The organism is Catenovulum agarivorans DS-2, from assembly GCF_000568405.1.
In the GTDB taxonomy this organism is placed as follows: Bacteria; Pseudomonadota; Gammaproteobacteria; order Enterobacterales; family Alteromonadaceae; genus Catenovulum; species Catenovulum agarivorans_A.
In genome coordinates this window covers 17115-29792 of the sequence record NZ_ARZY01000012.1, presented here as the reverse complement: position 1 = coordinate 29792, position 12678 = coordinate 17115, and the positions used below count along the sequence as shown (strand labels likewise).

At 39.6% G+C, this 12678-nt stretch carries 9 protein-coding genes; 7 read left to right on the top strand and 2 right to left on the bottom strand.

The annotated features are described in order from the left end of the window. The first annotated feature begins 24 nt into the window (after nt 1-24). The 7 genes from DS2_RS08035 (at nt 25) to wecB (ending at nt 9635) form a co-directional block, all read left to right on the top strand. Nucleotides 25-429, top strand: a complete 405-nt coding sequence (locus DS2_RS08035; protein WP_035014214.1) for a MerR family DNA-binding protein — start codon at nt 25-27, stop codon at nt 427-429. Nucleotides 430-444: 15 nt separating this feature from the next. After that, a complete protein-coding gene (locus DS2_RS08030; RefSeq protein ID WP_035014213.1) occupies nt 445-2670 on the top strand; it encodes a heavy metal translocating P-type ATPase in 2226 nt (741 codons plus the stop codon). A 119-nt stretch (nt 2671-2789) separates the two neighbouring features. Next, nucleotides 2790-3620 carry an ion transporter gene (locus DS2_RS08025; RefSeq protein ID WP_035014267.1) on the top strand — a complete coding sequence of 277 codons (831 nt, stop codon included), beginning with the start codon at nt 2790-2792 and terminating at the stop codon, nt 3618-3620. Between the two features lie 65 nt (nt 3621-3685). Continuing rightward, entirely contained in the window at nt 3686-5845 is a 2160-nt protein-coding gene (locus DS2_RS08020) for a multiheme c-type cytochrome (RefSeq protein WP_035014212.1), read from the top strand. Between the two features lie 74 nt (nt 5846-5919). After that, on the top strand, nt 5920-7806 hold the full coding sequence (locus DS2_RS08015; protein WP_035014211.1) for a diguanylate cyclase: 1887 nt from the start codon (nt 5920-5922) through the stop codon (nt 7804-7806). Nucleotides 7807-7875: 69 nt separating this feature from the next. Further along, on the top strand, nt 7876-8337 hold the full coding sequence (locus DS2_RS08010) for a hypothetical protein (RefSeq protein WP_035014210.1): 462 nt from the start codon (nt 7876-7878) through the stop codon (nt 8335-8337). Between the two features lie 179 nt (nt 8338-8516). Continuing rightward, entirely contained in the window at nt 8517-9635 is a 1119-nt protein-coding gene (gene wecB / locus DS2_RS08005) for a non-hydrolyzing UDP-N-acetylglucosamine 2-epimerase (RefSeq protein ID WP_035014209.1), read from the top strand. A gap of 47 nt (nt 9636-9682) precedes the next feature. Here the strand turns inward: wecB and DS2_RS08000 are convergent, their stop codons facing one another. Together DS2_RS08000 and ald are read right to left on the bottom strand one after the other, a co-directional pair. Then, entirely contained in the window at nt 9683-11332 is a 1650-nt protein-coding gene (locus DS2_RS08000) for a glycosyltransferase family 2 protein (RefSeq protein WP_152537569.1), read from the bottom strand. Nucleotides 11333-11535: 203 nt separating this feature from the next. Next, nucleotides 11536-12603 carry an alanine dehydrogenase gene (gene ald / locus DS2_RS07995; protein WP_035014207.1) on the bottom strand — a complete coding sequence of 356 codons (1068 nt, stop codon included), beginning with the start codon at nt 12601-12603 and terminating at the stop codon, nt 11536-11538. Between the last annotated feature and the right edge of the window lie 75 nt (nt 12604-12678).

Here is a 12678-nt window from a genome sequence, read left to right as displayed (position 1 = left end):
GTTACAATTGTATTAGGAGTGACTATGTTACAGGTTAACGAACTAGCGAAAGTGCTAAACACCACGGCGGATACAGTTAGATATTATGCTCGTTTGGGTTTAATAACTGCGACTAAATCGACCAATGGTTATAAATTGTTTAATAGCGAACAGCAGGCAAGATTAAGTTTTATTTTATCGGCTCGGCAGTTAGGGTTTTCGGTAGCTGATATTAGTGAAATTTTAGACAAAGCTGATTGTGGGCAGTCAGCTTGTCCAACAGTACGCAAACTCATAGAGCAACGTTTGTTAGAGGTTGAAGAAAAAATTAAGCAGATGCAGCAATTGCATCAAAAAATGACGCTGGCGCTGGAAAGCTGGCAAGACCAACAAGATCAATTACCTGACGGTGAACATATTTGTCATTTAATTGGCTCGTTTGAACAATAAACTATGGGGCGGATGATGACTAAATACAATTTAGCAATTGATGGTGCATCTTGTGCTTCTTGCGTCAATAAAATTGAAACAACTCTGAATAAACAAGCAGGTGTTGCGCTAGCAAAAATGAATTTTGCTGATCGCACAGTTGAAGTTGAAGCTAACGGTCATGTTGATGAGTTAATTAAAGTAGTCACACAATTAGGTTACGGTGCCAAATTAATTGCCAGCGAAAACCAAGCTGAGCAACTTGCACAAAATCAGCAGCAAACTATAGAAGATTATCGAAAAAAATATATACAAGCGGCTACTGCTTTGGCTTTTGGTGCTGGCTTAATGCTGTATGAATGGTTTGGTGGCAGTATGCAAATAACCAATAGCTTGCAGCAAATAATATGGTTCGTGGTTGCTGTGACTATTGCGTTAGTCATGTTTATCTCAGGCAAACATTTCTACCTAAGTGCATGGCAAAACCTTAAGCATAAACAGGCTAATATGCACACTTTAGTGTCGTTGGGCACGTTAACCGCTTGGGGTTACTCATTTTTAGTTGTCGTTTTGCCAGAGCTTTTTCCGCAAAATGCTAAATTTATGTATTTTGAAGCAGCCGTGGTTATTATTGGTTTAGTTAATTTAGGTTTAGCTTTAGAGCTAAAAGCACGCAGTAATGCATCTGATGCCATTAGCCAACTGATTCAATTGCAAAGTAAAACAGCTTGGGTTGAAAGAAATGGTAACACGCAAGCCATAGCACTCGAGCAGGTACAACAGGGCGACTGTGTTTTGGTTAAACCCGGCGAAAAAATACCTGTTGATGGTGAAGTGCAAAGTGGTGCCAGTTATGTGGATGAGTCTATGTTAACTGGCGAGCCAATCGCAGTTAGTAAAATGGCTGGCGACAACTTAGTTGCTGGCAGTATTAATCAAACCGGCACACTTAAATTTATTGCCAAACGAGTCGGGCAAGACACTTTACTTGCACAAATTATTGCAACAGTAAAACAAGCACAAAACACCAAACCTCAAATAAGTCGGCTGGTGGACAAAATAGCCAGCGTATTTGTACCAGTGGTGATGTTAATTGCCATTGTTAGCGGTATTGTTTGGTGGCTGATAGGGCCTGATCCCCAGCTAGCATATGCTCTAGTTATAACAACTTCGGTATTAATCATAGCTTGCCCCTGCGCTTTAGGTTTGGCTACACCTATGTCAATTATGGTGGGGGTAGGGCACGCGGCTAAATTAGGTGTCTTGTATAAAAATGGCGATGCTATTGAGCGTGCTGGCAAAATTACCACTTTGGTTTTAGACAAAACTGGCACTATTACCCAAGGCAAACCGCAAGTTAGCCAAGTGCATTTTATGAAAAGTGATATTGATGTAGATGATTTACAGCGTATTGCGAGTGTGGAGGCTTTATCCGAACATCCATTAGCTCAAGCTATGGTTAATTATTTAACTGGCGAATATGCAATTAAACCAATAGATGTAAGTGAATTTTCAGCAACTGTTGGCAAAGGTGTGGTCGGTATATGTCAGGGCAAGCAGGTGTTAATTGGTAATATTAGTTGGTTGCAAAATAATGGGGTAGCAACTGACTCCCTTCTTCTGCCTGACAAGATTCAGCAACAAGCAAATACGCTGGTGTATGTTGCGATAAATAAGCAATTACACAGCGCATTTTGTATAGAAGATAAAATTAGGGACGACAGCTTAACTAGCATTCAAAGCTTGCAACAACGAGGTATCGAAATTGTGATGTTAACTGGCGACAACCGAGCCGTTGCCAATAAAGTTGCTAGTTCTTTGGGGATTGACAAGGTTTATGCAGAATTAAGCCCTGTAGATAAGCGCGATATAATTGCTCAAATTAAACAACAACAGCCACAATCAATAATCGCTATGGTGGGGGACGGCATTAACGATGCCCCCGCACTGGCAACCGCAGATATTGGTTTTGCTATGGGGCAAGGTACAGACATCGCAATGCAAAGTGCTGATATAGTGTTGATGCGCGGCTCACTAAGCACAGTGATAGGGGCAATTGATGTTAGCCAAGCTACTTATACAAACATCAAACAAAATTTATTTGCGGCATTTGCCTACAACAGTGCGGCAATACCGATTGCTGCAGGTGTGTTATACCCAAGTTTAGGCTTTATCTTAAACCCAATGATAGCTGGGCTTGCAATGGCTTTGTCGTCGGTAACTGTGGTGTTAAATGCCAATAGATTGAGGGTGAAGAGCTAGATTAAAATTTTTGTAAAGAGCACAGGTTTTTCTATTGAATATGCTAAAATCGCCGCAATTTTTATGACCAACCTTGTTCATTTTTGGAGCATATGTAAGTGGAAAACACCTGTGCAAATATGAGTCGATTTGAGATTATTCAGAATCGTTTTGAGCAGATTAAAAGCAATAAAGCTTTTGAGATTTTTGTTATATCCGTCATTGTTATTTCCGCACTGTTAATTGGTGCAAAAACCTACCCATTACCTGATAGTGTTCATCAACTTACGACCATTTTAGATTATTTTATTACAGTATTTTTCTTAATTGAGATTTCTATCCGCTTTATTGCTGACAAAAACAAAAAGCGCTTTTTTACCTCGTTTTGGAATTGCTTCGACACTTTAATTGTAGTTATTAGTTTGGTGCCTATCGATAATTCAGAAATGGCAGTAATAGGCCGATTAATTCGGGTATTCCGAGTACTGCGTATGGTATCGATTATTCCTGAGCTACGCATACTACTAACCTCATTGGTCAAAGCTTTGCCGCAGTTAGGTTATGTTATGCTGCTGATGTTTATAATATTTTATATTTACGCAGCAATTGGCAGCACTTTGTTTGAAAACATCAATCCTGTGTTGTGGGGTGACATTACAATCTCTTTATTAACCTTGTTTAGGGTTATGACCTTTGAAGATTGGACCGATGTAATGTACGAAACCATGGAAGTTTACCCTCTAAGTTGGGTGTATTATTTAACCTTTATCTTTTTATCTGCTTTCGCCTTTTTGAATATGGTAATTGGCATAGTGGTGAGTGTTATGGAGCAAGAGCATGCCAAAGCGCGCTCTGAAAAATATAAAGAACAAGGTAAGGTTGAACCAACATTAGACGATGTACAAAATGAACTTCGTATCGTTAAAGAAATGTTGCAGCAACATATACAAGCGCAGAATAAATCTTCATAATGCGCATAAATGGTTGGGTACATTTGCTTACCCAACCTAGAATTTTAAAATGAGCGTTGGTTGTTATGTGGTTAAAAACCTTAAATAAAATAATTCTTTGTGGCACCTTTTTTTTAGCCCTGTATGGTAAAACGTTTGCATCTGAAAACTGTGTCAGTTGTCATAAACAAGTTGCGGATAATTGGCTTGAATCGGATCATGCCAAGGCGATGGATATCGCAACTGGTAAAACTGTATTGGGCGATTTTAACAACACCACATTGGAATATTTTCAGCAAACGGTAGAGTTTTATAAAGATAACAACAAATTTAAAGCGAAAATTACCGATAAATCTAAAACACCAGCACAGGTAAACGAATACCAAATGGATTATGTGTTTGGTCATTATCCACTGCAACAATATTTGGTTGATATGCCTGACGGTAAAAAGCAAGTATTTCCATTTACTTGGGACAGCCGAGGTAAGGATGAAGGCGGGCAACGCTGGTATCACATCCATAGCGAAGAATTTATTCAAGAGCAAGATCGACTTCACTGGTTGCAACCATTACAAAATTGGAATGGTATGTGTGCTGACTGTCATTCAGATGGTTTAGAACGTAATTATGATCCAGTAAAGAATAGTTTTGAAACCGAGTGGGATAACATAAACGTTGGCTGTGTTTCTTGTCACACGGTTGAAAAAAATCATGGTGCTGACAACTATCAAAGTGCAGAGCAGGTTAAAGGCAGCTGGAAATTTGCTGAAGACAGTAAAATTGCCCATTGGCATAGCCAAGATGGTACGCCTCGTGATAATGAGTTTATGGACAACTGTTATGCATGCCATGCTTTAAGAAGCCCACTGACCGATGGTATAACGGCGAACAATCCATTTTTAGATCAGTTTTTACCCGAGTTTTTAGTGCCACCTTTGTATCATGCGGATGGCCAAATTAAAGAAGAAGTATATGTTCATGGCTCTTTCAAACAAAGTAAAATGTTTGAAGCAGGGGTGAACTGTATAGATTGTCACGACCCTCATACCTACAAGATAAAATCTGACACCAATGGCTTATGTTTACAATGCCATGAAGCGAATACCTACAATGTTGAACAGCACCATAAACACCCAATTGGCAGTGAAGGTGCAGAGTGTGTTAGCTGTCATATGCCAACCAACACTTATATGGGGGTAGACGCTAGACGAGATCACAGCTTTAGCATTCCGCGCCCACACCTATCAGATAGGTTTGATACGCCAAATGCTTGTGTGCAATGTCATGCCGATGATAGCGATGAAAAAAATAACCAATGGGCGGCTGCGCAAATTAAACAATGGTTTGGTCGAGATGCTGATACTCCAAATGAACTTTTGCAATATATGCAAATTCACGCGGGCCAGCCAATTAGTTTGGATAAACATTTAAAACTTGCTGCCAATCACAATTTAGATGTGATGAAGCGGGCAACACTTGTACGTATGTTGGCTTATTATTTTCAGCAGGTGAGTGCAAAGCAATTATCACCTTTTATTAATCATAGCGATGCGCTCATTCGGATTGCGGCTGCACAAGTCGCTAGTTTAGTGCCAGCCAATGAGCGTGCAAACTTGGTGAGCCCATTATTGGCAGATAAACTGAAGGCTGTACGAGTGGCTGCTGCACAGGCCCTGATTGATGCAAAATTAGACAGCAAAACGTTTAAACTCGCATTCGATGAGTACAATCAGTTTATGCAAATAAACAGCTGGCGAGCTGAAGGGCGGTTAAACTATGCAAACGATTTATACCGCAAGGGTGAAGTGAATCAAGCGATAGAGGAATTCAAACGCACGACAGAAGTTGAGCCTTATTTCGCTCCTGCTTATGTGAACTTAGCTGATATTTATCGCAGTATGCAACAAAACCACTTGGTCGAAAATGTGCTTAAACAAGGTTTAACACATAATCCGCAATCAGCTGATATCCATTATAGTTATGCACTGCACTTAATTCGCATTAAACAGTATCAACAAGCTCTTAAACATGCAGAAATGGCATATACCAACGCGTTTAATCCTACACAGTATTTGTATACTTATACTTTGCTTATGGATAATTTAGGCCAAACCAATCAAGCTTTGCAAAAACTCTGGCAGCACAAAGGCGATTTAGCAATAAATCGAGAGTTGAAAGACTTGGCCTTATATATGGCGCAAAAGCTGAATAATCGGATGATGTACCAAAGAATTAATGCGTTATAAATAGCGTAATTTTTCTAGCGGATAAAACATTTTGAACTAACCTTAAATGAGGTTAGTTCATATATGTATATTAGATGGTCAAACGTCAACGAATTGGTTTAATTATCACTGAGATTGTTCGCAATAATAACTTGCGAATATTTAAGTCGCTTAAACAGGAATGTGCAAGAAATAATGCTCTGTTGGTGGTGTTTGAAGGGCGATGTTTGACCTCTCAAAATTACGGCCATCAACAACAAAATTTTATCTATCGTTTTGTGTCGAAACAATCAGTTGATGGCTTAATTGTAACAACCGCAGCAGCACCAGATGAATATTCAGGTGAGCACTTTAATCGGCATTTTTTGGCGCCTTTAAATAATAATGTGGTTAACTATTATTTTGAACGACCAATGTGCCATTCCATTCGCTTGCGCAGCGGAGGAGGTGCAGCACTGATGACAGAGCATCTGGTAAAAGACCATGGTTATAAAACTTTTGCGCTAATGCGCGGGCCAGTAAATTCTATTGAAGCAAACCAGCGGTTTGATGCGTCAATGCAAGTGTTGCGGCAACACGGGTTAGCTGAGCATACTCAGGTCTATCAACTGACTTGGAATTCAGCTGAAGCATTGCAGGTGGCTAAAAAAATACTCGCTCAAGATACATTGCCACAAGCGATGATATTCCCAAATGACGAATCAGCAATAGCTGTGCTTGATTATATTAACAATTTTAAACCTGAGTTGACTGGCAAAATTGCCATCGTTGGTTTTGACAACTCAACCAATTCAAAATTGATATCACCTCAATTAACCACAGTCGAGCACCCGCATGAAAAAATGTCAGCGGATGCGGTGCGGTTATTAACCCAAGCTAATCCGAAAGAGCCTCAGGCTATTTTACACGATACACCGCTCATCTATCGTCAGTCATGTGGGTGTAATATTCAGACAAGTGTCGAGAGCTCAGCACAAACCCTATTTACCGAAGACTTTAATTTATACGACAATACTCAATCACTTAATTATTCAGACTTTTTTGCAAAACTCACGACTGCGCTGGAGTTACGAGGAATAACTGGGTGTTATATTAGTTGTTATTTGGACGATGCGTTTGAAGTTTGCGAGACGACCGAGCCACCACAATATTCAGAGCTTATATATTGTTTTCATAAAGGACAGCGCAGAGCATTTGAATCTCGCTGCATGTTTCCAACGTTAGAATTGCTGCCTGATGAGCATTTCAAGGCGGATGATTTTTCGTGTTTGGTTGTACGGAATTTGTTTTATGCCAATAGCCATTTTGGATTTGTGGTGTTTGATATCGAGCAAGGTCGATTACAGGATCTACAAGAGCTCAGTGTCACTATTGCAACAACGTTAAATACCATACGTATGTTGGACAAGATGCAAAAACTGGCGCATAAAAATCAGTATTTACTCGATGTGCTGCAACAAAAAAATGCTCAGCTAGCTTCGCACAATAAGTCGCTTGAACGTATGTCTACAATTGATGATATGACCCAAGTGAACAACCGACGGGGCTTTTATCAAAACTTTGACTACTTGTTTAAAAATTCCGATTCGAGTCAATTTACCTTTTTCTATGCCGATTTAGATAATTTGAAAAAAATAAACGATAGCTTTAGCCATGCGGCTGGAGATACTGCAATTAAACTTGCAGCTGATTGTTTAAAAAAGGTGTTTAGAGATACTGATATTGTTGCGCGTATGGGAGGAGATGAGTTTGTGATTGCAGCTGATATAGATGCATTTACCGCACAAAATATTATTAACCGCCTGCAACAGAAAGTAGAAACCATCAACCTTCAACAAAACCTAGTTTATCACTTTGGCATTAGCATTGGGTACTACAGCTTTGCACGCAACGATTTTGTTGATATTGAATATGCTATAAAACGGGCAGATGAAGTGTTATATGACAACAAACGCAAGCGTAAAGCGAAAAAAGCACAATAAACAAAACTTGGATTTTGCACTAAAGTTTGTTAGAAACTAGATCCTCATTCAATAATTGGATAAATGGATATGAAAAAACTTATAACAACATTGGTACTAGCAAACGGACTATTGTTTTCAACTTCAAGCTTAAACGCAGCTCCTAGTCAAGGTTACAGCGCAACTCAGCAACTAGGCACATGTTTGGTAGATTCTCTAAATGGTAAAGAGCGCAAGGACTTAGCTAAGTGGATATTCTTTGCTATGTCAGCACACCCAGAAATTCAACCTTTTGCTAAAGTAACTAACAAAGACTTAGACGGTACGAACCGTTTTGTTGGTGGACTTATTACTCGTTTGTTAACCAGTGATTGCCCAAGCCAAGCAAAAGCAGCGCTACAAGAAAGTGGCTCGTTAGCCATTCAAAATGCATTCAGATTGGTGGGCGAAGTAGCGATGCAAGAACTGATGACCAATCAACAAGTCACCGCAACTATAGGCGCTTTTGAAAAGTATGTTGACCAAGCAAAAATGGCTGAGCTTAGTCAATAGAAACACTTATTGCGTTTTTAAACAAGCAGTCGGAAACTTATTTTTGGCTGCTGAGTAGTTTCTTTCCTATGGCTATCCGCTAGAGCAGAATCTTACACTATATCAGTCGTATAAGTTTTGGTGAGTAGTTTAGTATTCTAGTAAATTTATTTTATGTTTTATAGAGAGCACAGATCTATATGAAGGTTTTAACCGTTTTCGGTACCAGACCCGAAGCCATAAAAATGGCTCCGTTAGTCCATGCTTTAGCAAATCACCAGCAAATTGATGCAAAGGTATGTGTAACAGCGCAACATCGAGAAATGTTAGATCAAGTTCTCGAGCTATTTGAAATTGAGCCTGATTTTGATCTTAACCTCATGAAGTCAGGTCAAACCCTGAATGATGTAACGGCTAAAATTTTATTGAATTTAAAGCCCGTACTAGAGAGCTTTGAACCGGATGTTGTGTTAGTTCATGGGGATACAGCAACCACATTCGCAGCAAGTTTGGCTGCTTACTATCAACAGATTCCAGTTGGCCATGTTGAAGCAGGATTGCGTACTGGCAATATTTATTCTCCCTGGCCAGAAGAGGCAAACAGGAAATTGACTGGCGCTTTGACGCGCTATCACTTTGCACCAACTTCTACATCAAAAGAGAATTTGCTTCGCGAGAATTATGATGAATCAAATGTATTTGTTACAGGCAATACAGTAATTGATGCATTGCTGATGGTTAAAGATAAAATAGCGGAGGATTCGTCCCTTCAAGCTGACATGGAAAATCGCTTTCCGATGTTGGATAGTTCTAAAAAGTTAATATTGGTTACAGGCCATAGGCGAGAAAGTTTTGGAGGGGGCTTCGAGCGTATTTGCCAAGCGCTAAAAAATGTTGCACAAATATACCCAGAAGCGCAAATTTTATATCCAATGCATTTAAATCCGAATGTAAGAGAACCTGTTAATAGGATTTTAACTGATGTTGACAACATTTTCCTGATAGAACCTCAGCAATATTTACCCTTTGTCTATCTTATGAATAGAGCTCATATTATTTTAACTGACTCAGGCGGTATTCAAGAAGAAGCACCATCATTAGGTAAACCCGTTTTAGTAATGAGAGACACAACTGAGCGGCCGGAAGCTGTTGAAGCTGGAACGGTTAAACTCGTTGGAACCGACGTTAACTTAATAGTTTCAAGTATCAGCGAGTTGATGGATAGTGAGGATGCATACCGTGCGATGAGTTTTGCACACAACCCATATGGAGATGGAAAAGCATGCCAGAGAATTATTGACGTGCTAATGGGTAATTAGTTAAGTTTGGCACAACATTTAAAGATGTTGTGCCAAATTATTAGTCGCTACCAAACACAAACTTTTTTTAATCGTTTTTTACTGCCTTTGAGATATTTTCTTGTTTGACCCAATTCCATAATATCGTCAAAAACTGACCCAACATCTAAGTAGGTATTATTAGGGAATTGCTTAGACAATTGATAAATAACCATATTACTTAAAACACCAGCACAAAATATAAATACTTGATTTTCAATGGCGTTGGATTCGATGTATTGCTGTATCGCAGATAAAGTTTGGTCGTAGTCATTGGTCCAAGCGTTTTTACCAATGCGAAAATCTTCAATTACTTCGAACGGTAACTTACTAATATTCGCTTTCTCGTGACAAATAATGTTTACTTTCGAACCTTGCAGTGCTTGAACTGTGTCTTCAAGAAATACTGGGTAGTTCGAGTTCACAAAAATGTTTGCCCAAGTTAGTTGTTTGTCTGGTTGCTTGGATTGAGCCCTCAAGTCATCACAATGTTGGTCTCCAACACAACAACGGCATGGTAGGCCGACGATGTAGTTTTCGCTTTGATATAGCAGAGATTGCTCTAAAATTTCCCTAAACTTTTCATCAGTTTTATCATTAGGTGTATATTTATGCTCACCATTGTCTTTGTTAGAGTAGTCGATAGCTTGACCATTAATAACAGCCAATTCACCATCACCAAACCTTACAAGTGCAAAATTTTCTTTGTTATATAGCTTTTGATTAATCTCCTGCAAAGCGTTGGCAAATGAGCGTTCCATTGGAATTGTGTACTCAGGCTGCGTTTCAACAATTTTCCAGCCATTGTTTCTGTAAGCATCAACAATCTCACTTCTAGTATTTTTGTGACCTGAAGTTTGATAAGTCGCAACTTTTAATCGTCCGACAACTTTACCAAAATCAGGGCGGCAGCTCCAAACATCTGGCGTATTGGTTGGGTGAGGTGGCACGTAAGTTTTGATTCCACCATACTTTAATGCCATATAGCTCAGATGAATATCTTCCCCGTTGTCCCATGAATGTGGCTCTTCGCGCCACATATAATTCACATACTCTTTTCGCATGAACCAAGAATGACCAACTAAATCAACTTGAGTTGGGAAAGATAGTTGTTTTCCGTTCCACCCAGCTTTGTGTTTGCTTGAATAGCCACCTTCTTTGGGCAAGATAACACCTGAGCCACCAAGAATACCATCAAAACCATCTTTAATAGTTTTTAGGCAGCTTTCGAACCATTTGGGCTGAGGTAAAATGTCATCGTCGAAAAAGGCTACGTATTCAGTTCGAGCGAGATTAGCTAAAGCAAACCTACCCCAAAATAAGAAGTTAGTGTTTGATGCGACAACACGATCAGCTAGTTTAGAAACGTCTACCAAATCATCCTCACTGCGGTTTGACCAAACCCAAATCTCTTTCGGTGGCACTGTTTGAGCGCGTAAAGCTTTAATTTGTTCGGGTAGATATTGAGCCCTTCGATAAGCCGTTAAAATAACAGTTATGTCACCTTTACTAGGGGAAGGCATCGGTTCAGCATCTTTGTTGAATTGGATAATATCTGGCTTCTCTGATAGCGATTGTTTAATTTTTCCACCAACTTTAATCCGCCAGTATCCTAGTATTCTGGTTGTCCACCACCACTTAATTGCTTGGCCTACGGTCTTTTTTTGCTTTTTTGACATTTCATTCACTATTGCTAGTTTTAGGTAAGTTAGCTCTGTGCGCACTAACAAGAAGATTTGGTTCCCAATTATAACTACAAAGCAATTTTTATCTAGTCATTCAAGTGTTTGAAGATTTCGAGTTGATTAAGGTTATCCGCTCTGAACTATCGTTTTGCTGAATCATTGGGAAGATAATTTGCGGTTACTTCATGAAACTAGTGTCACAATATTCCCTTATAAACCACCTCTCCATGCAAAATATTCACCCCATTATTTAACCCCGCATCTTTAGCCAAAGCGTGATCTAAACCCAGCTCTGCGATGCGTTTTACATAGGGCAGGGTGGCATTGTTTAATGCCATGGTTGAGGTTACAGGTACAGCGCCAGGCATATTGGTTACACAGTAATGGACTATTCCATCAACTTCATAAGTTGGTTCATCATGAGTTGTTGGTCGAGATGTTTCAAAGCAGCCACCTTGGTCTATTGCAACATCTACTAATACAGAGTGTTGCTCCATCTCTTTTAACCATTGTTGTTTGACTAATTTGGGGGAGCTTGCGCCAGCAACCAACACTGCTCCAATAACTAAATCAGCGTCTAAAACCGCTGCCTTTATGGTGTTTTCTGACGCAATGACACAGTTAATTTGCCCTGCATATTTGCTTTTTAACTGGTCAAGGCGGTCGATATTGGTATCCAATAGGGTTACTTTAGCTTGCATGCCCATTGCAATAATAGCTGCTTGTTCGCCTACATTACCGGCACCAATTACCACCACATGAGCCGGCGCGACCCCAGGTAAACCACTGAGTAATTTACCTTTGCCACCTTGTGATTTTAATAAACACTGTGCACCAACTTGTGTGGCTAAGCGGCCAGCTATTTGAGACATTGGCTGCAATAATGGCAGTTTTCCATTTGGGTTGGTTACTGTTTCGTATGCTATATAGGTGGCGCCTGTTTCGGCCAATGCTTGGGTAAGCTGTTTGTTTGCTGCAAGGTGTAAGTAGGTAAACAAGGTGTGGTGCGGTTTAAACAAACCTACCTCCTGCATCAATGGCTCTTTAACTTTTACAATAAGGTTGGCGTGTTCAAACACTTGTTCTTTAGTGCCAACAATTGCGCCCGCTTGTTGATACATTTGGTCAGTAAAATTGGCACCTAAACCTGCGCCTGATTCAATCCAAACCCAATGGTTCTGTTTAACTAACTCAGCAACACTTGCAGGGGTTAAACCAACTCTGTATTCATGAACTTTTATTTCTTTTATTACACCAATATTCATATTAAGCTGCCTACCTTCATATTTGAGCAGATTTGAAATTTAATATTGAGTATAGGTGTTAATTAGTACTCAAGC

What these genes read in the sequence shown, in the direction of transcription:
- DS2_RS08035 (WP_035014214.1), top strand. Translation starts at nt 25, where the DNA reads ATGTTACAGGTTAACGAACTAGCGAAAGTGCTAAACACCACGGCGGAT.
- DS2_RS08030 (WP_035014213.1), top strand. Translation starts at nt 445, where the DNA reads ATGACTAAATACAATTTAGCAATTGATGGTGCATCTTGTGCTTCTTGC.
- DS2_RS08025 (WP_035014267.1), top strand. Translation starts at nt 2,790, where the DNA reads ATGAGTCGATTTGAGATTATTCAGAATCGTTTTGAGCAGATTAAAAGC.
- DS2_RS08020 (WP_035014212.1), top strand. Translation starts at nt 3,686, where the DNA reads ATGTGGTTAAAAACCTTAAATAAAATAATTCTTTGTGGCACCTTTTTT.
- DS2_RS08015 (WP_035014211.1), top strand. Translation starts at nt 5,920, where the DNA reads ATGGTCAAACGTCAACGAATTGGTTTAATTATCACTGAGATTGTTCGC.
- DS2_RS08010 (WP_035014210.1), top strand. Translation starts at nt 7,876, where the DNA reads ATGAAAAAACTTATAACAACATTGGTACTAGCAAACGGACTATTGTTT.
- wecB (WP_035014209.1), top strand. Translation starts at nt 8,517, where the DNA reads ATGAAGGTTTTAACCGTTTTCGGTACCAGACCCGAAGCCATAAAAATG.
- DS2_RS08000 (WP_152537569.1), bottom strand. Translation starts at nt 11,332, where the DNA reads ATGTCAAAAAAGCAAAAAAAGACCGTAGGCCAAGCAATTAAGTGGTGG.
- ald (WP_035014207.1), bottom strand. Translation starts at nt 12,603, where the DNA reads ATGAATATTGGTGTAATAAAAGAAATAAAAGTTCATGAATACAGAGTT.